This window comes from Pengzhenrongella sicca (assembly GCF_017569225.1).
In the GTDB taxonomy this organism is placed as follows: domain Bacteria; phylum Actinomycetota; class Actinomycetes; order Actinomycetales; family Cellulomonadaceae; genus Pengzhenrongella; species Pengzhenrongella sicca.
On record NZ_CP071868.1, the window covers coordinates 1,354,661 to 1,378,321 of the forward strand.

The 23,661-nt window shown below is 73.2% G+C and carries 24 protein-coding genes; 23 read left to right on the plus strand and 1 reads right to left on the minus strand.

All coding sequences use genetic code 11. The annotated features are described in order from the left end of the window. Window positions 1–72: 72 nt before the first annotated feature. The 9 genes from lepB to J4E96_RS06195 all read left to right on the plus strand — a co-directional run bounded on the left by lepB (window position 73) and on the right by J4E96_RS06195 (window position 7,465). The gene (lepB, locus tag J4E96_RS06155; protein WP_227424890.1) at window positions 73–816 is read left to right on the plus strand and encodes a signal peptidase I; all 744 of its coding nucleotides are present in this window, start codon (window positions 73–75) and stop codon (window positions 814–816) included. After that, a complete protein-coding gene (locus J4E96_RS06160) occupies window positions 813–1,583 on the plus strand; it encodes a ribonuclease HII (RefSeq protein WP_227424891.1) in 771 nt (256 codons plus the stop codon). Before lepB ends, J4E96_RS06160 begins: the two co-directional genes overlap by 4 nt. Before the next feature lie 47 nt (window positions 1,584–1,630). Next, window positions 1,631–1,954, plus strand: coding sequence for a DUF2469 domain-containing protein (locus J4E96_RS06165; RefSeq protein ID WP_227424892.1), 324 nt, complete (start codon window positions 1,631–1,633; stop codon window positions 1,952–1,954). A gap of 143 nt (window positions 1,955–2,097) precedes the next feature. Further along, window positions 2,098–2,454 (plus strand): YraN family protein, encoded by a 357-nt coding sequence (locus J4E96_RS06170; RefSeq protein WP_227424893.1) that lies wholly within the window; start codon window positions 2,098–2,100, stop codon window positions 2,452–2,454. Then, window positions 2,454–3,989 (plus strand): YifB family Mg chelatase-like AAA ATPase, encoded by a 1,536-nt coding sequence (locus J4E96_RS06175; protein ID WP_227424894.1) that lies wholly within the window; start codon window positions 2,454–2,456, stop codon window positions 3,987–3,989. The genes J4E96_RS06170 and J4E96_RS06175 overlap by 1 nt, the downstream gene beginning before the upstream one ends. Beyond that, a complete protein-coding gene (dprA, locus tag J4E96_RS06180; protein ID WP_227424895.1) occupies window positions 3,986–5,251 on the plus strand; it encodes a DNA-processing protein DprA in 1,266 nt (421 codons plus the stop codon). Before J4E96_RS06175 ends, dprA begins: the two co-directional genes overlap by 4 nt. 176 nt (window positions 5,252–5,427) lie before the next feature. Further along, on the plus strand, window positions 5,428–6,396 hold the full coding sequence (locus J4E96_RS06185; protein WP_227424896.1) for a tyrosine recombinase XerC: 969 nt from the start codon (window positions 5,428–5,430) through the stop codon (window positions 6,394–6,396). 23 nt (window positions 6,397–6,419) lie between these two features. Further along, on the plus strand, window positions 6,420–6,878 hold the full coding sequence (locus J4E96_RS20495) for a hypothetical protein (protein ID WP_227424897.1): 459 nt from the start codon (window positions 6,420–6,422) through the stop codon (window positions 6,876–6,878). Continuing rightward, window positions 6,866–7,465, plus strand: coding sequence for a FliA/WhiG family RNA polymerase sigma factor (locus tag J4E96_RS06195; protein ID WP_227424898.1), 600 nt, complete (start codon window positions 6,866–6,868; stop codon window positions 7,463–7,465). The genes J4E96_RS20495 and J4E96_RS06195 overlap by 13 nt, the downstream gene beginning before the upstream one ends. 37 nt (window positions 7,466–7,502) lie before the next feature. Here the strand turns inward: J4E96_RS06195 and J4E96_RS06200 are convergent, their stop codons facing one another. Continuing rightward, window positions 7,503–8,036 (minus strand): murein hydrolase activator EnvC family protein, encoded by a 534-nt coding sequence (locus J4E96_RS06200; protein WP_227424899.1) that lies wholly within the window; start codon window positions 8,034–8,036, stop codon window positions 7,503–7,505. 355 nt (window positions 8,037–8,391) lie between these two features. Here J4E96_RS06200 and rpsB point away from each other — a divergent pair, with 355 nt between their 5' ends. The 14 genes from rpsB (at window position 8,392) to dxr (ending at window position 23,616) form a co-directional block, all read left to right on the plus strand. Continuing rightward, the gene (gene rpsB / locus J4E96_RS06205; RefSeq protein WP_227424900.1) at window positions 8,392–9,462 is read left to right on the plus strand and encodes a 30S ribosomal protein S2; all 1,071 of its coding nucleotides are present in this window, start codon (window positions 8,392–8,394) and stop codon (window positions 9,460–9,462) included. Between the two features lie 49 nt (window positions 9,463–9,511). Further along, a complete protein-coding gene (gene tsf, locus J4E96_RS06210; protein ID WP_227424901.1) occupies window positions 9,512–10,357 on the plus strand; it encodes a translation elongation factor Ts in 846 nt (281 codons plus the stop codon). Window positions 10,358–10,464: 107 nt separating this feature from the next. Beyond that, complete coding sequence (gene pyrH / locus J4E96_RS06215) at window positions 10,465–11,226, plus strand: UMP kinase (protein WP_227424902.1); 762 nt, start codon at window positions 10,465–10,467, stop codon at window positions 11,224–11,226. A gap of 59 nt (window positions 11,227–11,285) precedes the next feature. After that, on the plus strand, window positions 11,286–11,843 hold the full coding sequence (frr, locus tag J4E96_RS06220; RefSeq protein WP_227424903.1) for a ribosome recycling factor: 558 nt from the start codon (window positions 11,286–11,288) through the stop codon (window positions 11,841–11,843). Next, window positions 11,843–12,694, plus strand: a complete 852-nt coding sequence (locus tag J4E96_RS06225) for a phosphatidate cytidylyltransferase (protein WP_227424904.1) — start codon at window positions 11,843–11,845, stop codon at window positions 12,692–12,694. Before frr ends, J4E96_RS06225 begins: the two co-directional genes overlap by 1 nt. Window positions 12,695–12,712: 18 nt before the next feature. Beyond that, window positions 12,713–13,864, plus strand: coding sequence for a 23S rRNA (adenine(2503)-C(2))-methyltransferase RlmN (rlmN, locus tag J4E96_RS06230; protein WP_227424905.1), 1,152 nt, complete (start codon window positions 12,713–12,715; stop codon window positions 13,862–13,864). Continuing rightward, window positions 13,861–14,415, plus strand: a complete 555-nt coding sequence (locus J4E96_RS06235) for a DivIVA domain-containing protein (RefSeq protein ID WP_227424906.1) — start codon at window positions 13,861–13,863, stop codon at window positions 14,413–14,415. Before rlmN ends, J4E96_RS06235 begins: the two co-directional genes overlap by 4 nt. Before the next feature lie 154 nt (window positions 14,416–14,569). Then, a complete protein-coding gene (locus tag J4E96_RS06240; RefSeq protein WP_227424907.1) occupies window positions 14,570–15,358 on the plus strand; it encodes a DeoR/GlpR family DNA-binding transcription regulator in 789 nt (262 codons plus the stop codon). Beyond that, window positions 15,355–16,326 carry a 1-phosphofructokinase family hexose kinase gene (locus J4E96_RS06245; protein WP_227424908.1) on the plus strand — a complete coding sequence of 324 codons (972 nt, stop codon included), beginning with the start codon at window positions 15,355–15,357 and terminating at the stop codon, window positions 16,324–16,326. The genes J4E96_RS06240 and J4E96_RS06245 overlap by 4 nt, the downstream gene beginning before the upstream one ends. After that, window positions 16,323–18,344, plus strand: a complete 2,022-nt coding sequence (locus tag J4E96_RS06250; RefSeq protein WP_227424909.1) for a PTS fructose transporter subunit IIABC — start codon at window positions 16,323–16,325, stop codon at window positions 18,342–18,344. Before J4E96_RS06245 ends, J4E96_RS06250 begins: the two co-directional genes overlap by 4 nt. A 43-nt stretch (window positions 18,345–18,387) precedes the next feature. Beyond that, entirely contained in the window at window positions 18,388–20,073 is a 1,686-nt protein-coding gene (ptsP, locus tag J4E96_RS06255) for a phosphoenolpyruvate--protein phosphotransferase (RefSeq protein WP_227424910.1), read from the plus strand. A 51-nt stretch (window positions 20,074–20,124) separates the two neighbouring features. Next, window positions 20,125–20,403 carry an HPr family phosphocarrier protein gene (locus J4E96_RS06260; RefSeq protein WP_227424911.1) on the plus strand — a complete coding sequence of 93 codons (279 nt, stop codon included), beginning with the start codon at window positions 20,125–20,127 and terminating at the stop codon, window positions 20,401–20,403. A 291-nt stretch (window positions 20,404–20,694) separates the two neighbouring features. Continuing rightward, window positions 20,695–22,302, plus strand: coding sequence for an MFS transporter (locus J4E96_RS06265; RefSeq protein WP_227424912.1), 1,608 nt, complete (start codon window positions 20,695–20,697; stop codon window positions 22,300–22,302). A gap of 120 nt (window positions 22,303–22,422) precedes the next feature. Continuing rightward, a complete protein-coding gene (gene dxr, locus J4E96_RS06270) occupies window positions 22,423–23,616 on the plus strand; it encodes a 1-deoxy-D-xylulose-5-phosphate reductoisomerase (protein ID WP_227424913.1) in 1,194 nt (397 codons plus the stop codon). Window positions 23,617–23,661: the final 45 nt, after the last annotated feature.

Genomic DNA, 23,661 nt, shown 5'->3' on the forward strand with positions numbered 1-23,661 from the left:
CGCCGCAAGTGACGGACCGCTGGCCAGCGAGCCGGTTAGGCCGCAACCCGCGCGCAGTGGCACCATGAGCGCGTGATTGACCCCGCCGAGTCCGAGTCCGTGCCGCAGAGCCGCCGGGCACGCGGCGCGAGCCGGGGGGCTCCGCGCGGCACCTCGCTGCTGCGCGAGACGGCGATCATCCTGGTCGGCGCGCTCGTGCTCTCGCTCGTGGTCAAGACGTTCTTCATGCAGGCGTTCTACATCCCGAGCTCGTCGATGGAGGACACGCTCCAGATCGGCGACCGCGTCCTGGTCAACAAGCTGACGCCCGGCCCGTTCGACCTGCACCGGGGCGACATCGTCGTCTTCAAGGACCCGGGCGGGTGGCTGCCCGCGACGACCGAGGCCGAGCAGAGCTCGCTGCGGCAGGCGTTCGACGCCGGGCTGACGTACATCGGGCTGCTCCCGCAGGACTCGGGCGAGCACCTGATCAAGCGCGTGATCGGCCTGCCGGGCGACGAGGTCGCGTGCTGCGACAGCGAGGGCCGGCTGACCGTCAACGGGGCGCCGCTCGACGAGACCCAGCTCAAGCCCGGCTCGGTGCCGAGCGAGGTCACCTTCGCGATCACCGTGCCGCAGGACAGCCTGTGGGTCATGGGCGACAACCGGCAGAACTCGCGCGACTCGCGCGGGCACCTGGGCGACCCGGGCGGCGGGAGCATCCCGCTGGAGAACGTCGTCGGAGTCGCGTTCACGCGGGTGTGGCCCGCGGACCGGATGGCCATCCTGCGCAACCCCTCGGCGGTGTTCGCTCAGGTCCCGGACGCGGCAAAATGACCGCCACGACGACCGCGCCGACGGCGCCGCACGCCACCGCGCCGACGGCGCCGCACGCCACCGCTCCGACGCGGGCACCGCTGCGTCCGCCGACCCTGCGCCGCGAGCGCGCACTGCTCGGCGGGGGAGCGCTCGTCGTCGCGGGCATGGACGAGGTCGGCCGCGGGGCGCTCGCCGGGCCGGTGAGCGTCGGGGTCGTGGCGGTCGACGCGCGCACGCGCGCCTGCCCGCGCGGCGTCGCGGACTCGAAGCTGCTCAGCCCCGCGGCCCGGACCGCCCTGCTGCCCGCGCTGTCGCGCTGGGGCCTGGCCCGCGCCGTCGGCCACGCCTCGCCGGCCGAGATCGACGCCGTCGGCATCATCGCGGCGCTGCGGCTCGCCGGGCGGCGCGCGCTCGCGACGCTCACCGCAGCGATCGGGCCGATCGACGCGGTGCTTCTCGACGGCTCGCACGACTGGCTGACGCTCCCGGCGGAGCTCGACCTGCTGCTCGGCCGCGCCGACGCCGTGGACGACGCCCGCCTCGAGCTCGAGCCCACCGTGCACGTGCTCATCAAGGCCGACCGCACGTGCGCGTCGGTCGCGGCCGCGAGCGTGCTCGCCAAGTGCGAGCGCGACGCGCTCATGACGCAGCTCGCGCCCACGTTCCCGGCCTACGGCTGGGCCGAGAACAAGGGGTACGGCTCGGCGGACCATCTCGCGGCGTTGCGCACGCACGGCGTGAGCGAGCAGCACCGCCGCAGCTGGCGGCTCCCGCTCGACGGCTGAGACCTCGGGTGGCCGCGTCGGCGGCGGCGATGGTCCATGATGGGTGCGTGAGCGCGGAGGACCTGGAGAACTATGAGACCGACATGGAGCTCGCCCTCTACCGCGAGTATCGCGACGTGGTGGGGCTGTTCGCCTACGTCGTCGAGACCGAGCGACGGTTCTACCTCGCGAACCAGGTCGACCTGCAGGTGCGGTCGGCCGCGGGCGAGGTCTACTTCGAGCTGAGCCTCGCGGACGCCTGGGTCTGGGACGTCTACCGGTCCGCGCGGTTCGTGAAGTCCGTCCGCGTGGTCACCTTCCGGGACGTCAACGTGGAGGAGCTGGCGAAGGCCGAGCTCGACCTCGGCGAGAGCGGTCCCTTCCCGCGCTGAGTTCGTCGCTCCGCGCTGAGTTCGTCGTTCGACGCCGACCCACCCCCAGGCTGTGATGGCGGCGCGCCGTCCGCAGGCCCGACGCCGGGCTCTCGTGCGGCCGGGCGCGACGGCGCACCGTGGCCCGCGGAGGTGGTCGCATCGTGCGCGCCAAGGATGCAGTGGGCAGGTACGGCGAACGGGTCGCGGCCGCGTACCTCGAGAACGGCGGCTGGCAGGTCCTCGATCGCAACTGGCGCGGCCGGGACGGTGAGCTCGACCTCGTGGCGCTGCGCGCCGGCGAGCTGATCGTCGTCGAGGTCAAGACCCGGCGTGGCCTGCGCTTCGGCCATCCCGCCGAGGCGGTCACCGCGCGCAAGCGGGCTCGGCTGCGCCGGCTCACCGCGCAGTGGCTCGCGGCCCACGATGTGCACCCGCGCTCGCTGCGCATCGACGTGATCGCGGTGCTGGTCCAGCGCAGCGGCGCCGCCCACGTCGAGCACCTCGTCGGAGTCGTCTGATGGCGCTCGGTCGGACCCTCGCGGTCAGCCTCGTCGGCCTGACCGGGCACGTCATCGAGGTCGAGGCGCACCTCGCGCCGTCGATCCCCGGCTTCTCCCTGGTCGGGCTGCCGGACGCGGCGCTCGCGGAGTCCCGGGACCGGATCCGCGCGGCGGTCGCGTCGTCCGCGATCGACTGGCCGCAGCGCAAGATCACCGTCAACCTGTCGCCCGCCTCGCTGCCGAAGGCGGGGTCGGGCTTCGACCTGGCGATCGCCGTCGCGATGCTCGCGGGCGCGGGCGTGGTCGACGGCGCCCGCGTGGCCGGCGTCGTGCACCTGGGTGAGCTCGGGCTCGACGGGCGCCTGCGCCCCGTGCGGGGCGTCCTGCCGGCGGTCGCCGCGGCCGTCGCCGCCGGGCACGAGCGCGTCGTCGTGCCCGCGGCGAACGCCCGCGAGGCGGCGCTGGTGCCGGGTGCGCGGGTGCTCGGTGCGGCCAGCCTCGGCGAGATGGCCTGGCGCTACGGCGCGGACATCGCCCAGCCGCCGCCCGTGCCGGCGGTGGTGGCGCCCGTGCTGGCCCCGTCGGCCACCCCGGCGGCCGACCTCGCCGAGGTGCTGGGCCAGCTCGAGGCGCGGTCGGCGCTCGAGGTCGCCGCGGCCGGCGGGCACCACCTGCTGCTCGTCGGCCCACCCGGCGCGGGCAAGACGATGCTCGCGGCGCGCCTGCCGGGGCTCCTGCCCGACCTGACCGAGGCCGAGGCCGTCGAGGTCACGGCGGTGCACTCGGTGGCGGGGACGTTCGACGCGGGCGGGGGGTTGATGCGGCGGCCCCCGTTCGAGGACCCGCACCACACCGCGACGCCCGCCGCCGTCGTGGGCGGCGGCTCCGGCGTGCCGCGACCCGGCGCGGCGTCGCGCGCCCACCTCGGCGTGCTGTTCATGGACGAGGCGCCAGAGTTCTCCCCGCGCGTCCTGCAGACCCTGCGCCAGCCGCTCGAGCACGGCGAGCTCGTGATCCATCGCGCCGGTGGCTCGGCGCGCTACCCGGCCCGGTTCCAGCTCGTGCTCGCCGCGAACCCGTGCCCGTGCGGGCGTGCGGTCGGCAAGGGGCTCGAGTGCACGTGCCCCCCGATGGCTCGTCGGCGCTACTGGGCGCGGCTGTCGGGTCCGCTGCTGGACCGCGTGGACCTGCAGGTCGAGGTGCATCCCGCGACGCGCGCCGAGCTCGACGGCGCGGGCCCGGCGGAGGCGAGCGCCGCGGTCGCCCGGCGCGTCGCCGTCGCGCGCCAGGTGCAGGCCGAGCGGTTGGCCGGGACGCCGTGGCGCACGAATGCCCAGGTGCCGGGGCACTGGATCCGTGCCGCGCTCGGCGCGGACCGGTCCCTGATGGTCGACCTGGACCGCGGGCTCGACCGGGGGCTGCTGAGCTTGCGCGGGGTCGACCGCGTCCTGCGGGTCGCCTGGACGCTCGCGGACCTCGCTGGCCGGACGGCGCCCGGCCGCGCCGAGATCGGTCAGGGGCTGCTGCTGCGCACCCGGGGCCAGGGCGCATGAGCGGCGCGGAGGTGGACCCGGTGACGCTCGCGCGCGCCGCGTGGAGCCGCGTGGCCGAGCCGGGCGACCTCACCGCGGGCGCGGTGATCGCGGCGCTCGGCCCGGTCGACGCCCTGGCCTGGCTGCGGGACGCCGCGCGCGCCGGGGACAGCCAGCGCGGCGCGGGTGGCCCGGTGGTCGGGATCGACCCGGTCGACCTGTTCGATGACGGCGCCGACCACCACCCCGCCGGCCGCGCCGACGACCGGGCCGGCGGGCTCGGCGGCGCGTCCCGCCGGCGGCTCGCCGCGGCGGTCGGCCGGTGGGCGCCCAGGCTCGAGGGGCTCGACCCGCTCCGCGAGCTGCGCGTGCTGGCGCGCCTGGGCGGCGTCGTCGTGCACCCGGGCACGCCGGGTTGGCCGACGGCGCTCGCGGACCTCGGCCCCGCCGCGCCGCCATGCCTGTGGGTGCGCGGCGACGCCGCCGTCGACGCGGCCGTGGCGAGGTCGGTGGCGCTCGTCGGGTCGCGCGCCGCGACCGCCTACGGCGAGCACGTCGCGGCCGAGCTGGCGGCGGGCGTCGCCGACCGCGGCTTCACGGTCGTCTCGGGTGGCGCGTACGGCGTCGACGCCGCCGCGCACCGGGGCGCGATCGCCGGCGGCGGGCGCACGGTCGTGTTCCTGGCGGGCGGCGTCGACCGCCCGTACCCGGCGGGCAATGCCGCGTTGCTCGCTCGGGTGCTCGAGACCGGCGGATCGGTCGTGAGCGAGGTTCCGCCCGGCAGCGTGCCGAGCCGGACCCGATTCCTGCAGCGCAACCGGCTGATCGCGGCCGCGGCGGTCGCGACCGTGGTGGTGGAGGCGGCGTGGCGCTCGGGCGCGCTCAACACCGCGGGGCACGCCGCCGGGCTGCTACGCCCGGTCGGGGCCGTGCCGGGACCGGTGACCTCGATGGCGTCGGCGGGCTGCCATCGGCTGCTGCGCGAGGGCGTCGCGGTGTGCGTCACCGACGCCGGCGAGGTGGCCGAGCTCGCGGGCGCGGGGGCGGACCTCGCGCCCGCGCGGGCCGAGGCCGCGGCCGAGGTCGACGGCCTCGGCCTCGCCGCGCGTCAGGTTCTCGACGCGCTCCCGGTGCGGCGTGCCGCCGGTACGGACTCGCTCGCCCGCGCGGCCGGCCTCTCGATAGCGCAGGTCAACGCCGCGCTTGGCCCCCTCGAGCTGGCCGGCCTGGCCGAACGTGACGGCCCCGGCTGGCGCCGCCGCGCGCGAGCTGCGCGCCCGTGACGCCTGCCGAGGTCGGTGTGCCGACGACCGGAGCGGGTGAATTTTCCCGTGCGCGGCGCCGTCAGCGGGGACGAAGCGGGGCATCGGGGTGCACAAGGGATAACGCCGACACGGCCCGCGTCCGCGCGGGTCGTGTCGCCCTTGAAGTGAGGGCCGGGGACAGCAACGGTAGGTGGATGCAGCCCGCCCCGACCGCCGCCGACGCGCCCCGCGACGTCGCGGGCGCCGCGCCGGCGACCGGGCCGGTCGACGCGCAGCTGCTCGCGCAGTTCGCCGTGCATCTGAGCGCGCAGCGCGGACTGTCCGCGCACACCGTTCGGGCCTACGCGGGCGACCTCGAGCACCTCTCGGCGTTCGCCGCCGCCGCGGGCCGCCGCGCGCTCGACGAGATCGACCTCGGGGTGCTTCGGGCGTGGCTCGCGGCGATGGCCGCCGAGAGCCTGAGCCGGGCCACCCTCGCGCGCCGCGGCGCCGCCGCCCGCACCTTCTTCGCGTGGGCCCAGCGCACCGGCCGGCTTGCGGTGGACCCGGCGTTGCGCCTGGCGTCCGCGCGCGCGAGCCTGACCCTGCCGACCGTGCTCGGCGTCGAGGCGGCCGCACAGCTCCTCGACGTCGCCCGCACCCGCGCTGACGACGACGACCCGATCCACCTGCGCGACTGGGCGGCGCTGGAGCTGCTCTACGCCACCGGGGCGCGGGTCGGTGAGATCGCCGGCGCGGACGTCGACGACGTCGACCTCGACCAGCGGCTGATCCGGCTCGTCGGCAAGGGGGACAAGGAGCGGATGGTCCCGTTCGGGGTCCCCGCGGCGCGGGCGACCACGCAGTGGCTCGACCGCGGGCGACCGCGGCTCGTCGTCGCCGGGTCCGGGCCCGCGCTGCTCCTCGGCCGCCGCGGGCACCGGGCCGACCAGCGTCAGCTCCGCGAGGTCTCGCACCAGGTAGCGGCGCTCGCGGGTGTCGACGACGTCGCGCCGCACGCGCTGCGGCACAGTGCGGCGACCCATCTGCTCGCCGGTGGATCCGACCTGCGCAGCGTTCAGGAGGTTCTGGGCCACGCTACGCTTGCCACGACCCAGAGGTACACGCACGTATCAGCCGAGCGCCTGCGGACGTCGTTCCAGCAAGCGCACCCACGAGCATGAGAACGAGCATGGGGGAACGTTCGGTGAGTGCCGAGGCAAGCCAACGCGAGATCGAGGGCGCCGATTCGCTCGGCCCGTCGGTGCCGCGGCCGCATGCGTCGAGCGGCTCCCCGCCGTCGAGCGGCTCTCTGCCGTCGAACGGCTCGCTGCCGTCGAACGGCTCGCTGCCGTCGAATGGCTCGCTGCCGTCGAACGACTCGCTCGCGGTCGAGCGCACCGACGCGGGTGACCCCGAAGAGCCCGAGCCGGACCACGAGCCCGAGGACGCGGGCGACTACGTCGTCGACCCGGCGGACGAGACGCCCGCCGAGCGGATCGTCGACGTCTGGCGTGAGTACAAGGCGACCGGCGACCGCGCCCCCCGCGAACGCCTGATCCTGCACTACGCGCCGCTGGCCACCGCCGTCGCGAGCCGGCTCGGCATGCGCCTGCGAGCAGTGTCGAGCAGGCCGATCTCGTCTCCTACGGGATGTTCGGCCTGATCGACGCGATCGAGAAGTACGAGCTCGGCCGCGCCGTGAAGTTCGAGACGTACGCGAGCTCGCGCATCCGCGGCGCGATCATCGACGAGCTGCGCGCCATCGACTGGATCCCTCGGTCCGTGCGGACCAAGGCGCGCGCGGTCGACCGCGCCTACGCCGAGCTCGAGGGCGAGCTGCGGCGCACCCCCAGCGAGACCGAGGTCGCGGTCCGGCTCGAGGTCGGCGTCGGCGAGCTGCGCACGGTGTTCGCCCAGCTGTCCACCGTGAACGTCGCGGCGCTCGACGAGATGCTGGGCGCCGGCGCCGAGCGCACCGGCCAGGTCTCGCTGATCGACACGCTCGAGGACCGGCTCACGCCCGACCCCGCCGGCTCGTTCGAGGCACAGGAGACGAAGTTCCTGCTCGCGCGAGCGATCGAGCAGCTCGGCGAGCGCGAGAAGATCGTGCTGGTCCTGTACTACTACGAGGGCATGACGCTCGCGGAGATCGGGCGTGTGCTCGGCGTGACCGAGTCCCGCATCTCGCAGATGCACACGGCCGCGATGCTCCGGCTGCGCGAGAAGCTCATGAGCTCCGAGCGCGACTGACCGCTCCCGCGCTCCCGCGACCAGCCCGCCAGACCCCTCAGCCGCCCGGGAGGAGCACGACCGGCCCGGCCCCGGCGAGGAGGCCGAGCGGGTCGAGGTAGCGCTCGCCGCGGCGCACCCCCCAGTGCAGGCAGGTCGCGGGGGCGCAGTGACCGGCGACCGGCTGCACCGTCCCGACCGCCTGCCCCGCCGTGACCGACATCCCGGCGCTCACCGCGGGGTCGACGGGCTCCAGGCTCGAGCGCAGGCCGCCCTGGTGGGCGATCGTGAGCACCCCGCGGTCGACGACGGTCCCGGCGAACGCGACCGTGCCCGCGGCCGGCGCGTGCACGACGTCGGCCGCCGCCGCCCGGAGGTCGACGCCGCGGTGGCCCGCCGCCCACGGGTTCGCGGGCGCGACGAACGGCTGCGCGACGGCGGGCTCGCCCGCGAGCGGCAGGGTGTAGCCGCCGGCCCGGGGGGACGCCGCGGCCGCCGGCGCTCGGTCGCCCGGCCCGGCCGGTGCGGCGGCCAGCGCGAGGCCGACGGCTGCGGTCGCGAGCGTCAGGGTCAGGGCGAGTCGGGCGGGCACCTGACCAGGGTGCCGCGGCGGGAAGACCGCGCCGCCGACGCGCCGGCCGGCGGTGCACGCGAAGGTCGAGGGACCGACCGGAGGTCGGGTAGAGTAACGGTCGCGTCCGGCCTGTGCCGGACGACATCGCGCGCCATTCGCCCGCGGACCCGCCGCCGAGCCCCACCGCCCGGACGACGAGGACCGGGAGTTCGCGCTGGCATCGGTCCGGGAGATCCATCCTCGGCGCCAGCAGCGTTCGTGGCGCCAGGGGCACCGACCGTCCGGTCGGAGCCGACAACCGGAATGCGGGTCCGTCCGGCGGACCCGCCGCTTCGCGCGCACACCGTGAGGGTGCGCGCCGGAAGGACGTGCCATGGCCGTCGTGACCATGCGTCAGCTGCTCGAGAGCGGTGTCCACTTCGGACACCAGACCCGCCGCTGGAACCCCAAGATGAAGCGCTTCATCTTCACCGAGCGCAACGGCATCTACATCGTCGACCTGCAGCAGTCGCTCGGGTACATCGACAGCGCCTACGACTTCGTCAAGGAGACCGTCGCGCACGGTGGGACGATCCTGTTCGTCGGCACCAAGAAGCAGGCCCAGGAGCCCGTGGCCGAGCAGGCCGCCCGCGTCGGCATGCCGTACGTGAACCAGCGCTGGCTCGGTGGGATGCTCACCAACTTCCAGACCGTGAACAAGCGGCTCCAGCGCCTCAAGGAGCTTGAGCTCATCGACTTCGCCGACGTCGCGGGGAGCGCCTTCACGAAGAAGGAGCTGCTGATCATGCGGCGCGAGCGCGACAAGCTCGCGAAGACCCTCGGCGGAATCCGCGACATGACGAAGGTCCCCTCCGCCGTGTGGATCGTCGACACGAACAAGGAGCACCTCGCGGTGGATGAGGCGCGCAAGCTCCACATCCCGATCGTCGCGATCCTCGACACCAACTGCGACCCCGACGTCGTCGACTACAAGATCCCCGGCAATGACGACGCGATCCGCGCCGTCTCGCTGCTGACGCGAGTGATCGCCGACGCCGTGGCCGAGGGCCTCATCCAGCGTCACTCGGGCCGCACCGCGGGCGCCGAGGGCACGCCGGACGCCGAGCCGCTCGCCGAGTGGGAGCGCGAGCTCCTCGCCGGTGCCGAGGCCGGCCTCGCGGCCGGAGTCGTCGCGCCTGCTGGTGACGCGCCGTTCAGCGAGACGACCAACGTGCTCGTCGAGGCGATCGCGGAGGCCGTCCCGGTCGTCGAGACCGCCGCTGTCGAGACCGCTGCACCCGAGGCTGCGCCGGCTCCCGCCGAGGTCGCTGCTCCCGAGGCTGCCGCCCCGGCCGCGCCGGTCCCCGCAGCGCCTGCCGCTGCGGCTCCAGCCGTCGAGGCTGCCGCTCCGGCCGCCGAGGTCGCCGCACCCGAGACCGAGACCGGCGCCGCGAAGACCGAGTAGGTCTTCACACCGCCGCGGACCCAGCATCGACGAAGGACGGTAACTCTTCATGGCGAACTACACCGCCAGTGACATCAAGGCGCTCCGGGAGCGCACCGGCGCCGGCATGCTCGACGTCAAGCGCGCGCTCGACGAGGCCGACGGCGACGCGGAGAAGGCTCTCGAGCTCATCCGGGTCAAGGGCCTCAAGGGCGTCAGCAAGCGCGAGGGCCGCTCGGCCTCCGACGGTCTCGTCGCGGCGAACGTGTCCGCGACGCCCGACGGCGAGGGTGAGGTCGGCGTGCTCGTCGAGGTCAACTCTGAGACGGACTTCGTCGCGAAGAACGTGACCTTCATCGGCCTGGCCGAGAAGGTCCTCGCGGCGGCGGTCTCCTCCGGGGCCCGCGACGCGGACGCACTGCTCGCCGCCGAGATCGACGGCGCGCCGCTGCAGTCCGCGGTGGACAACACCGCGGCGACGCTCGGCGAGAAGATCGTCGTGCGCCGGGTTGCCCGGGTCGCCGGCGAGAAGGTCGCCGTCTACCTGCACAAGGTGAACAAGGACCTGCCCCCGCAGGTCGGCGTGCTCGTCGCCACGGACGCGGCCGGAGCCTCGGTGGCCAAGGACATCGCGATGCACATCGCGGCGTACTCGCCGACGTTCCTGTCGCGGGACGACGTCCCGGCCGAGACGGTCGAGTCCGAGCGTCGCATCGCGGAGGAGACCTCGCGTAACGAGGGCAAGCCCGAGGCCGCGCTCGCGCGCATCGTCGAGGGCCGGCTCAACGGGTTCTTCAAGGAGGCGGTCCTGCTCGAGCAGGCTTTCGCGAAGGACCAGAAGAAGACCGTCGCGCAGGTGCTGGCCGAGTCCGGTGGCTCCGTCACCGGCTTCGTGAGGTACCGCGTCGGCGCGTGAGCTGACAAGCGTGGGGGTGGCCCCGGTCCTTCGGGGCCGGGGCCATCGCCGCAGGTGCAGACGCCCGCGGCAAACGAGCACGACGACAACCGGCTAGTGGAGGACTTGTGGCGCAGGACCTGGGCACGACGAACGCCAGCGGCGCGACGCGCGGGGAAGCCTCCGCCCGCCGCGTCCTGCTCAAGCTCTCGGGCGAGACCTTCGGCGGCGGCGCGATCGGCCTGGCGCCGGACGTCGTCCAGCGGGTCGCGGCCGAGATCGCGGTCGCGGTGCGCGACGGCGTCCAGGTCGCCGTCGTCACCGGCGGCGGCAACTTCTTCCGCGGCGCCGAGCTCTCCTCCCGCGGCCTCGACCGCGCGCGCGCCGACTACATGGGCATGCTCGGCACCGTGATGAACGCCCTCGCCCTGCAGGACTTCCTCGAGCAGGCCGGCGTGGACACCCGCGTGCAGACCGCGATCACGATGGGTCAGGTGGCCGAGCCGTACGTGCCGCTGCGCGCGATCCGGCACATGGAGAAGGGCCGCGTGGTCATCTTCGGTGCGGGCGCGGGCATGCCCTACTTCTCCACCGACACCGTGGCCGTCCAGCGCGCGCTCGAGACGCACTGCCAGGAGGTCCTGATGGGTAAGAACGGCGTCGACGGCGTCTACACCGCCGACCCGCGCACCGACCCGACCGCCGTCCGGCTCGATCACGTGACGTACTCCGACGCCCTGCTGCAGGGGCTCAGCGTCGTCGACTCGACAGCCTTCAGCCTGTGCAAGGACAACGACGTGCGCATGCGCGTGTTCGGAATGAGCGACCTGGGCAACGTCACCCGCGCCCTGCAGGGTGAGAAGATCGGCACGTTGGTCTCCGCCGAGTGACATCCCCGCCCGTCGAGGGCGACCAACGCACGCGAGCCACGCAGACCTAAGGAGCACCGGTGATCGACGAGACGCTTCTCGAAGCCGAGGAGAAGATGGACAAGGCGATCGAGGTCGCCAAGGACGACTTCGCGACGATCCGGACGGGCCGGGCCAACGCGGCCATGTTCTCGAAGATCTTCGTCGACTACTACGGCAGCCCGACGCCGCTGCAGCAGCTCGCCTCGTTCAGCACCCCCGAAGCGCGCACGATCCTCATCTCGCCGTTCGACAAGTCGTCGATGGTCGGGATCGAGAAGGCCCTGCGCGAGTCCGACCTGGGCGTCAACCCGAGCAACGACGGCAACGTCATCCGGGTCATGCTCCCGTCCCTGACCGAGGAGCGCCGCAAGGACTTCGTGAAGCTCGCCCGGGCCAAGGCCGAGGACGCGCGCATCGCGGTGCGCAACATCCGCCGCCGCGCCAAGGAGCAGCTCGACCGCATCGTCAAGGACGGCGACGCCGGCGAGGACGAGGTCGCGCGCGCCGAGAAGGAGCTCGAGCACCTCACCAAGAGCCGGGTCGACATCATCGACTCGGTGCTTGCGACCAAGGAGAGCGAGCTGCTCGAGGTCTGATGACGGAGCTCGCCCAGCCCATGGCACGCCAGGTCACCCGCTCCGGCCGGGACCTTCCTGTGGCGAGCGCCGTCGGGATCGCGCTCCTGGCCGGGGTGGGCCTGTCGCTGTTCATCCGCAAGGAGGCGTTCGTGGCCGTCGCGATCGTCGCGGTCGGCGCGTGCCTGTGGGAGCTCGCGCAGGCGTTCGGCCGGCGCGGCATCCAGCTGCCGCTCCTGCCGCTGCTCGTCGGGGCGGTCGGGATCCTCGTGTCGGCCTACGTCGCGGGCAGCGAGGCGCTGCTCGTGTCGTTCATGCTCACCGCGGGCGGCGTCGTCGTCTGGCGCGTCCTCGACGGCAACGGCCCGGCCGCGCTGCGTGACGCGACCGCGGGGATCTTCGCGGCCGCGTACCTGCCCTTCCTCGCGGGCTTCGTGATGCTCACGCTGTCGATGCCCGACGGCGCGCGCCGGGTCCTGCTCTTCGTCCTGCTCGCGGTCGCGAGCGACGTCGGCGGGTACGCGGCGGGCGTCCTGATGGGGAAGCACCCGCTCGCGCCGTCGGTCAGCCCGAAGAAGACCTGGGAGGGCCTCGCCGGCTCGATCGTGCTCTCGGGCGTCGTCGGCGCGGTCGGCATCGGGTGGGGGTTCGGGGCGAGCCCGTGGATCGGCGTCGGCCTCGGCCTCGCGACCGTGACGACGGCGACCATCGGCGACCTGTCGGAGTCCCTCATCAAGCGTGACCTCGAGCTCAAGGACATGGGCAGCCTGCTGCCCGGCCACGGCGGCGTGCTCGACCGCCTCGACTCGATGCTGTTGACCGCACCCGTCGTGTACCTCGTGCTGCTGGCGTTCCTGCCAGTGGGCGACTGAACTGGAAGACTGCCGCCGATGACCGCTCCGACCGAAGCCCCCCGGGTCCCGAACCCGGTCGCGCTCGACTTCTCCACGAGTCGGCGCGGACCCCGCGGCAAGCCGCCGCGGCACTACGTCGACCTCACGCCTGAGCAGCGCCTCGTGGCCGTCACCGACCTCGGCGAGCCCGCGTACCGCGCCAAGCAGCTCGCGACCCACTACTTCACCCACCTCACGGCCGACCCCGCCGCGATGACGGACCTGCCCAAGGCCAGCCGCGACGTGCTCGTCGCCGGCCTCTTCCCGCCGCTGCTCACCGCGGCGCGCACGCTGCAGGCCGACGCCGGCACGACCGTCAAGACGCTCTGGCACCTGTTCGACGGTGCCAAGGTCGAGTCGGTCCTCATGCGCTACAAGCACCGGTCGACGCTGTGCGTCTCGAGCCAGGCCGGCTGCGGACTCGCCTGCTCGTTCTGTGCGACGGGCCGGCTGGGGCTCATCCGCAACCTCTCGACGGCCGAGATCGTCGAACAGGTCCGGTCCGCGGGGCGCTCGCTCGCCGACGGGGAGCTCCCTGGCGGCCCGACCCGGCTCTCGAACGTCGTGTTCATGGGCATGGGCGAGCCGCTCGCCAACTACAAGTCGGTGTTGGAGACCGTGCGCCGGCTGATCGCCCCGAACCCCGACGGGTTCGGGATGTCCGCGCGCAACATCACGGTCTCGACCGTCGGCCTCGTGCCCGCGATCGAGAAGCTGACCAACGAGGGGATCCCGGTCACGCTCGCGGTGTCGCTGCACGCCCCGGACGACGAGCTGCGCGACGAGCTCGTGCCCGTCAACACGCGGTGGAGCGTGGATCAGACGATCGACGCCGCGTACCACTACTTCGAGGTCACGGGCCGGCGGGTGTCGATCGAGTACGCCCTCATCCGCAACATCAACGACCAGGGCTGGCGCGCGGACCTGCTCGGCGAGAAGCTCAACGCGCGGGGCAAGGGCTGGGTGCACTGCAACCCGATCCCGCTCAACCCCGTGCCCGGGTCGAAGTGGACCGCGAGCGACCCCGAGGTCGAGGATGAGTTCGTCGCCCGGCTGCGCGCGCACGGCATCCCGACCACGATCCGGGACACGCGGGGAAGCGACATCGACGGAGCCTGTGGACAGCTGGCCGCGGAGGAGGAGCTGTGAGCAAGGGGATGTTCCGTACCGTCTCGAAGCTGCACTCGGGGTACGCCACGCAGGAGGTCGACGAGTTCTTCGACCTCGCGCGGCGCGCGTACGAGGGTGAGGCGACCGAGAAGCTGACCGGGCGCGAGGTCCGCGCGACGGCGTTCGACGTTGTGCGCGGGGGCTACTCGACGGGCGCGGTCGACGCGGCGCTCGACCGGCTCGAGGCCGCATTCGTGGCCCGGACCCGGCAGGAGTTCGTGGCGGCCCACGGCCAGCAGGCGTGGATGGTGCAGCTCGCCGACGGCGCGCGCACGCTCTACGGTCGCCTGACCCGGCCCGACGGCGAGCGGTTCGCTCCCGCGCATCGCGGCGCCGCCGGCTACGAGCCCGCCGACGTCGACGCGCTGTGCCGCCGGCTCGTCGCGTACTTCGACCGCGGCGAACCGCTGACCGCGCAGGAGGTGCGCTCGGCGACGTTCCGCCGTCGCCACGGCGCGAAGGGGTACGGCGAGGCCCCGGTCGACGCGTTCTTCGACCGCGCCGTCGAGGTCCTGCTCGGCGTCGAGTAGCAGCTCGGCGTTTCGTCGAACGCTCGAGCGGTGCGGGCTGTCAACTTGGCTATGTTTGTTTGTCTGCGCTTTTGTTGACAAACAAAGATAAACACAGATAGTGTCCTGAGGACCGGGGCCCGTGGCCCAGATCGCTCAGTGTCGAGGTGGCAGCGTGTTCGCGGAAGAACGTCAGGTCCTGATCGCCGAGCTGGTCGCGGACCGCAGCCGGATCACCGTGAGCGAGCTGGCGGAACGCTTCAAGATCACCCCGGAGACCGTGCGTCGCGACCTGGCCACGCTCGAGGTCGCCCGGCAGCTGCGCCGGGTGCACGGCGGCGCGGTGGCCATGAACAAGCTCAGCATGTCCGAGCCAAGCCTGCACGAGCGGCAGTCCCAGCGTCAGCACGAGAAGTCGCGGATCGCGGCCGCGGCGCAGGCCATGGTCCCGGCGAGCCGCACGGGCTCGATCGTCCTCGACGCCGGCACCACGACCGAGCGGCTGGCCGAGCTGCTGGTGGATTGGTCGCCCGCGGCGCCGGGGGAGCAGCTGCTCGTCATCACCAACGCCGTGCCGATCGCGTTCAAGCTCTCGGGCAACCCCGAGATCCAGCTGCACATCCTCGGTGGCCGGGTCCGCGGTCTGACCAGCGCCGTCGTCGGCGCGACGACCGCCGCCCAGCTCGAGGTGCTGCGCCCCGACATCGCGTTCGTCGGCGCCAACGGCGTCGACGCCTCCTTCGGGTTCAGCACGCCCGACTCGCTCGAGGCGGCGGTCAAGACGGCGATCGTCCGCTCCGCGCGCCGGGTCGTCGCGCTGGTGGACTCCTCCAAGCTCGGGGTCGAGACGCTCGTGCGCTTCGCGGCGCTGACGGAGATCGACATGCTCATCACCGATGCCCCCCCATCCACCGAACTTGCCGTGGCCCTGGCCGCGGCCGACGTCGAGGTTGTGATCGCATGATTGTCACGTTTACGCCCAACCCGAGCCTGGACCGCACGATCGAGCTCGAGGGCGAGCTCGCTCGCGGCGACGTCCAGCGTGCCGTCGGGGCCCGGCAGGAGCCGGGCGGCAAGGGCGTGAACATCTGCCGCGCGCTCGACTCCTCCGGCGTGAGCTGCCTCGCGCTGCTGCCCGGCGACGACGCGGACCCGGTCCTGCTCGCGCTGACGGCCCAGGCCATCCCGCACATCGGCCTGCACATCGGCGCGACGCTGCGCAGCAACGTCGCGATCACCGAACCCGACGGCACGACGACGAAGGTCAACGAGCCCGGGCCCGCCCTGACGGTGGAGCAGCAGCGCGACCTCGTCGAGCTGGTCCTGGCCAAGGCCGAGGGCGCGAGCTGGCTCGTCCTGGCGGGCTCGCTCCCGCCGGGGGTCCCGGCGGACTTCTACGCCGGCATCACCCGCGAGCTGCGCGAGCGGCTCGGCGCCAACGCTCCCAAGGTCGCCATCGACTCCTCGGGCGCGCCGCTCGCGGCGTCCGTCGTTGCCCACCCCGACCTGCTCAAGCCGAACGCCGAGGAGCTCGCCGAGCTCGCCGGCTGGTCCGACGGCCCGAGCCTCGAGGCCGATCCGATGCTCGCCGCCAAGGCCGCTCGCCGGCTCGTGGACGGTGGCGTCGGCGCCGTGCTCGCGACGCTTGGGTCGAAGGGCGCCGTCCTCGTGACGGCCGCCGGGAGTTGGCTCGCGCGCGGGCCGAAGATCGTCGCCCGCAGTACGGTGGGTGCCGGAGACTGCGCCTTGGCGGGGTTCCTGCTCAGCAACGTCGCTGGTGCATCCGCACCCGACAGCCTGGGTCAGGCCGTCGCTCACGGAGCGGCCGCCGCGGAGTTGCCCGGTTCGACCGTCCCGACCCTGAGCCAGACCCGTCCCGAAGCCGTCACCGTGACGGCGCTAGTGTCCGATCCGAAGGAGGACGACCAGTGAGCGCACTGATCACACCGGGGCTCGTGGCCCTGGACGCAGACCTGGGGACCGAACCCGCCACCGTGATCCGGCACCTGGCCGAGCTCGTCGTCGCCGCCGGCCGCGCCAGCGAGGTCGAGGGCCTGTACGCCGACGCCATGGCGCGCGAGGCGAAGACGGCCACGGGGATCCCCGGCGGGCTCGCCATCCCGCACTGCCGGTCGACCGCGGTGCTCGAGCCGACGCTCGCCATGGCCCGGCTCGCGACCCGCGCCGACTTCGGCTCCGCGGACGGCGCGGCCGACCTGGTCTTCTTCATCGCGGCCCCGGCAGGCGCCGACCAGGCGCACCTGAAGCTGCTCGCCAAGCTCGCCCGCTCGCTGATGAAGAAGGACTTCACCGCGTCGCTGCGCTCGGCCGCCTCGGCCGAGGAGATCGTCGCCATCGTGACCGCGGTCGTGAGCCCCGACGCGGCCCAGGTGGCCGCGAACGAGGCCGCCAGCGCGGCGGCGGCCGCGGCGACCCCGGCGGTGGCGGCCGGCGCGACGAGCCTCGTCGCGATCACGGCGTGCCCGACGGGCATCGCCCACACCTACATGGCCGCCGACGCGCTGGTCGCGGCGGCCCGGGAGGCGGGCGTCGACCTCCAGGTCGAGACCCAGGGCTCGGCCGGGCTCACGCCGCTCGACCCAGCGGTCATCGCCGCGGCGGGCGCCGTGATCTTCGCCGTCGACGTCGACGTGCGCGGCCGGGAGCGGTTCATCGGCAAGCCGGTCATCAACGCGCCCGTCAAGCGCGGTATCGACGAGCCGAAGGAGCTGATCGCGGAGGCGCTCGCCGCGGCGCACAACCCCAACGCGCGGCGCGTGAGCGGCGGCGCCGACCCGGGCGCGGAGCAGTCCGCGGAGTCCGGCGAGCACCTCGGCCAGCAGCTCAAGCGCGCGCTGCTCACCGGCGTCAGCTACATGATCCCGTTCGTCGCGGGCGGCGGCCTGCTGATCGCCCTCGGCTTCCTGCTCGCGGGGTACGAGATCGCGCTCGGCACCACCGCCGACGATGTGCTCGCCGCGGCCACGCTCACGAACCTCCCGCCCGAGGGCCTGATCTACTTCCTCGGCGCGGTGCTTTTCAAGATCGGCGCGCTGTCGATGGGCTTCCTGGTCCCCGCGCTCGCCGGGTACATCGCGTACGCGATCGCGGACCGGCCCGGCATCGCGCCCGGGTTCGTCTCCGGTGCGGTCGCGGGCTACATGGGCGCCGGCTTCCTCGGCGGCATCGTCGGCGGTCTGCTGGCCGGCGTCGTGGCCAAGTGGATCGGCAGCTTCGCGGTGCCGCGGTGGCTGCGCGGGCTGATGCCCGTCGTGATCATCCCGCTGCTCGCCTCGATCGTCGCCTCCGGGCTGATGTTCCTCGTGCTCGGCGGGCCCATCGCGGCCCTGACCGAGGGCCTCAACAGCTGGCTCACCGGGATGAGCGGCGCGGGTGCGATCACGCTCGGCATCATCCTCGGCCTCATGATGGCGTTCGACCTCGGCGGCCCGGTCAACAAGGTCGCCTACGCGTTCGCCGTCGCCGGCCTCTCGGCCGCGACCGTCCAGAACCAGGCGCCGTGGGAGATCATGGCGACGGTGATGGCCGCCGGCATGGTGCCGCCGCTCGCGATGGCCCTGGCCACGACGGTCGACCGCCGGCTGTTCAGCCTCGCCGAGCGCGAGAACGGCAAGGCCGCGTGGCTGCTCGGGGCATCGTTCATCTCCGAGGGCGCGATCCCGTTCGCCGCGGCCGACCCGCTGCGCGTCATCCCGTCGTGCATGCTTGGGGCGGCCACGACCGGCGCGATCGTCATGGGCTCGGGGGTGACCTCAAAGGCGCCGCACGGCGGGATCTTCGTGTTCTTCGCCATCGGCAACGTGGGCATGTTCGTGCTGGCGATCGCCATCGGGACCGTGATCTCGGCGGCCGCCGTGATCGCGCTGAAGCGGTACGCGGTCCGCAAGGCGCCGGCCGATGAGCCGGCGGGCGACCTTGTCAGCGTCTAGCCGCACGTCCGTCCTTGCCGGCCACACACATCGGGGGTCTTCCGTGCACGAGTACGCAGGAGTTGGGGTCAGCCCGGGTCGGGTGATCGGGCTGGTCCGGCAGATGCCGAAGCCCGTCAGCGAGCCGCCGGCGGGGGAGCAGCTCGCGTCGTCGACGACGCCGGACGAGGCGGTGACCGCGCTGAAGGCGGCGTCGCAGGCGGTCCAGGCGGGCCTGTCGGCGCGCGCGCAGGACGCGCGCGGCGACGCGCGCGCGGTGCTCGAGGCCACCGCGCTGATGGCCGCCGACCCGATGCTGATCAAGGCGGCCGTGAAGCTGGTCCGCGGCGGCGCGTCCAGCGAGCGCGCGATCTGGGACGCGGCCGCGTCGGTCGCGGAGATGCTGCACAACCTCGGCGGCTACATGGCCGAGCGGGCGACTGACGTCTTCGATGTGCGGGCCCGGCTGGTCGCCGAGCTGCGCGGGGTGCCCGCGCCGGGGATCCCGGCGGCGAGCGAGCCGTTCGTGCTCGTCGCGCACGACCTGGCGCCCGCGGACACCGCGACGCTCGATCCCGCGAAGATCCTCGCCCTGGTCACGTCCGGGGGAGGGCCGCAGTCCCACACGGCGATCATCGCCCGGGCCCTGGGCCTCCCGGCGGTCGTCGCGGCGGTCGGGGTCGAGGACCTGGCGGACGGCACCGAGGTGTACCTCGACGGGACGGCCGGCACGATCACGGCCGAGCCGGGCGAGAGCGAGGTCGCGGCCGCGGCCGCGTGGGCGTCGACGGCGTCCAAGCTGGCGGTCTTCGACGGCGACGGGCGCACGGCCGACGGGCACCTCGTGCCGCTGCTCGCCAACGTCGGCGGCGCGAAGGACGCTGTGAAGGCCGCCGCCGCCGGGGCGCAGGGCGTCGGCCTCCTGCGCACCGAGTTCTGCTTCCTCGAGCGCGACACGGAGCCGACCCTCGACGAGCAGGTCGCCGCATACAAGGGCGTGTTCGACGAGTTCGCCGGCAAGAAGGTCGTGATCCGCACGCTCGACGCGGGGGCCGACAAGCCGTTGCCGTTCCTCACCGACGCGAGCGAGCCCAACCCCGCCCTCGGTGTCCGCGGGTACCGGACCGACTGGACGTCGCCAGGGGTGCTCGAGCGTCAGCTCGCGGCCATCGCGGCGGCGGCCGAGAGCTCCGCGGCGCTCGTGTGGGTGATGGCGCCCATGATCGCCACGGTCGAGGAGGCGGGGCACTTCGCCTCGATGTGCGCCGCGGCGGGCCTGGAAACGCCCGGCGTGATGGTCGAGATCCCGTCCGCCGCGCTTCGCGCGGAGCACATCCTCGGCCAGGTCGAGTTCGCGAGCCTCGGCACGAACGACCTCACGCAGTACACGATGGCGGCGGACCGCCAGCTCGGCCCGCTCGCCGCGCTGAACAGCCCGTGGCAGCCGGCCGTGCTCCAGCTCATCGGCCTGACGGTCACGGGCTCGCGTGCCGAGGGGCACGACAAGCCCGTCGGGGTCTGCGGTGAGGCGGCTGCGGATCCGGCGCTCGCCGTCGTCCTGGTGGGTCTCGGCGTGTCGACCCTCTCGATGACGCCGCGCGCGCTCGCCGCGGTCGGTACCGTGCTCAGCAGCGTGACGTTGGCGCAGGCGCAGGACCTGGCTCAGCTCGCCCTCGCGGCGCCGAGCGCGGCGGCGGCGAAGGAGAGCGTCCGGGCGAAGCTGCCCATTCTCGACGAGCTGGGTCTGTGACCGCCTCGGCATAGTTCGCACGTGTTGTCCGACCACTACGCAGGAGGAACAATGTCCGAACGTAAGGCCACCATCGGCAGCCGAGTGGGGCTGCACGCGCGGCCCGCCGCGATCTTCGCCGAAGCGGCCGGAAAGGTCCCGCTCGAGGTCACGATCGCGATGGACGGCGAGCCCGCCGACGACGCGATGGACGCCTCGAGCATCCTGTCCCTGATGAGCCTCGGCGCCACGCACGGCGACGTCGTGGTGCTCCGGGCCGAGGGCGATGGCGCCGACGAGGCCCTCGAGACGCTCGCCAAGATCCTCGAGACGGACCACGACGCCGCCTAGGTCGACTCCGCGTTGAGCTGGCGCCCTGCCGCCGGGATCATTCCCGGCGGCAGGGCTTTTTTCTGCCCCGGCGCGCCGGCAAATTCCCTGCGCAATCCGATCGAACGCCGGCCGAAATCTCGCCAGAATCGGAGAGGAATCTCACCAGAATTGCGCCGTGATCACGCTGTGATCTCGCCAAAAATCGGGACAAGTCGGGCGCGCGAATGCTACGTCCCACGCGACGGCCGCGCAACCGCTGGTAGAATTGAAGGCCTGCCCGGAGCGGGCCGCCGAGATTTCTCCAGCACAATGACCTCCACGGGAGTGGCCTCAGTGCCAAAAGACCACAGTATTGCCAGCGGTGCCAAGGGCATTGCGAAGAAGATTAAGAAGCCCCAATTGCGGCGCCGTCGACTCGACGTGTCGCACGTGAATGTGGTCGACCAGCCGATGTTGAAGAAAGCGCTCGGCGGGACGATCGTCGGAAACACGATGGAATGGTACGACGTCGGTGTCTTCGGTTATCTGATCACGACGATGGGGCCGGTCTTCCTGCCCGAGGCCGACGCCTCCGTCCAGACGCTGTTCCTGCTGGGCACATTCGCGGCGACCTTCATCGCGCGGCCCGTGGGCGGGGTGTTCTTCGGCTGGCTCGGGGACAAGCTCGGGCGCCAGAAGGTGCTCGCGATGACCCTCATCCTCATGGCGGCCTCGACCTTCGTGGTCGGGCTCCTGCCGGGCTACTCCTCGATCGGCATCTGGGCCGCGGTTCTGCTCGTGCTCACAAAGCTGGTCCAGGGCTTCTCGACCGGTGGCGAGTACGCCGGCGCCACGACGTTCGTGAGCGAGTACGCCCCCGACAACCGGCGTGGCTTCGTCGCGAGCATGCTCGACATGGGCAGCTACCTCGGCTTCGCGATCGGTGCCGCCCTGGTGTCGGTCCTGCAGCTGACGCTCGGCCAGGCCGCGATGGAGGACTGGGGGTGGCGCCTGCCGTTCCTGATCGCGGGCCCGCTCGGGCTCATCGCGATCTACTTCCGGATGAAGATCGAGGAGTCGCCGACCTTCCAGGCGACGCTCGACGCGCAGCAGGCCAGCGCGGACGAGCCCGTCGGCTCCGACGACGCGGCCTTGAAGACGCCGATCGGCATCTTCCGGGCGTACTGGCGCAAGATCCTCGTGGCGATGATCATCGTGGCCGCGGCGAACACCGTCGGCTACGCGCTCACGTCCTACATGCCGACCTACCTCACGAGCACCATGGGGTACGACGAGGTGCACGGAACGCTGCTGACGATCCCGGTGCTCGTGATCATGTCGATCTGCATCCCGCTGGCGGGGCGGCTGTCGGACAAGATCGGGCGCCGGCCGGTGCTCTGGCTCGGCTCGATCTCCGCCGTCGTCGGCGCCGTCCCGGCCTTCCTGCTCATCGGCCACGGCGCGCTGTGGTCGACGCTGCTCGGGCTCGCCCTCATCGCTGTGCCGGTGACGTTCTACGTCTCGAACATCGCGTCTGCCCTGCCGGCGCTGTTCCCGACCGCGAGCCGCTACGGCGCGATGGGGATCGCTTACAACTTCGCGGTCGCGATCTTCGGCGGGACGTCGCCGTTCATCATCGCGGCGCTGATCACCTACACCGACGACGTGATGATGCCCGCGTACTACCTGATGGGCACCTCGGCCATCGGTGCGGTGGCGATCTACTTCCTCACGGAGTCCGCCAACCGGCCGCTGCCCGGCTCGATGCCGAGCGTCGACACAGAGGAGGAGGCCCACGCGCTCGTGGCCACGCAGGAGGAGAACCCCCTGCTGGACATGAACGAACTGCCGTTCGACGACACGTACGAGCCCGCCGAGACCGACGCGGACCTCGTGCACGCCGGCGAGGTCGGCGAGGGCGAGCGCGTCCCGGTCTAGCTGTTCAGCCCTCGTCGCGGCGGACGGTGCGTGCACCGATCCGGACGCCGCCCGCGACGAGGGCCGCGGTCAGGACGCACGTCGGCGCGAGCGGCGCGCGCACCGGGGGAGAATGCGCGCATGAGCCAGCGCACCGCCATTCTGCTCGGGTCCACCGGTTCGATCGGCACCCAGGCCATCGACGTGATCACCCGCAACCCCGACCGGTTCGCCGTCGTCGGGCTGAGCGCGGGCGGCGCCGATCCGGTCGCGCTCGCCCGGCAGGCGGTGTCGCTCGGGGTGCAGGTCGTCGCGGTGGCCGATCCACACGCGGCGCCCGCGCTGATGTCGGCGATCGCCGACGCCGCCTTCGCGGCCGGGCGGACCAGCGCCGGGATCGAGGTGCTCGTCGGCCCCGACGCCGCGACCGAGCTGGCCGGGCGCCCCGCCGACGTCGTGCTCAACGGGATCACCGGCTCGGTCGGCCTGGGGCCCACCCTCGCCGCGCTGGCGGCCGGCACCACGCTCGCGCTCGCGAACAAGGAGTCACTCGTCGTCGGCGGCCCGCTCGTGGCCGCGGCGCTGACCCGGCCGGACCAGATCGTGCCGGTGGACTCCGAGCACTCCGCGATGGCGCAGGCGCTGCGGTCCGGGACCCACGCGGAGGTGCGCCGGCTCATCCTCACCGCGTCCGGGGGGCCGTTCCGCGGGCGCTCCCGCGACGAGCTGAAGCCCGTCACGCCGGACGAGGCGCTGCACCACCCCACCTGGACCATGGGTCCCGTCGTGACGATCAACTCGGCGACGCTGATGAACAAGGGGCTCGAGCTCATCGAGGCCCACCTGCTGTTCGACGTCCCGACCGACGACATCACCGTCGTCGTGCACCCGCAGTCGGTCGTGCACTCGATGGTCGAGTTCGTCGACGGCTCGACCCTCGCGCAGGCGTCGCCGCCCGACATGCGCCTGCCGATCGCCCTCGGGCTGTCGTGGCCCGAGCGGATCGCCGACGTCGCGTCCGCGTGCGACTGGACCGCGGCGCGTGAGTGGACCTTCGAGCCGCTCGACGAGGCAGCGTTCCCCGCCGTCGGGCTGGCGCGCGCCGCCGTCGCGGCGTCGGCCACCCACCCGGCGGTCTTCAACGCCGCGAACGAGCAGGGCGTGCGGGCGTTCCTCGCCGGGCGCATCGGCTTCCTGGACATCGTCGACACGGTCGCCCGGGTGCTCGACGAGCACGACGGGGCGGCCACCGCCGCGGGCCTGACCCTCGCGGACGTGCTCGCGGCCGAAGAGTGGGCCCGGGCCCGCGCCGACGAGCTCCTGCGCCGCAGCTAGCCGAGTGTGGGCGATCTGCTCCTGAACGCGCGGGTGTGCAGGATC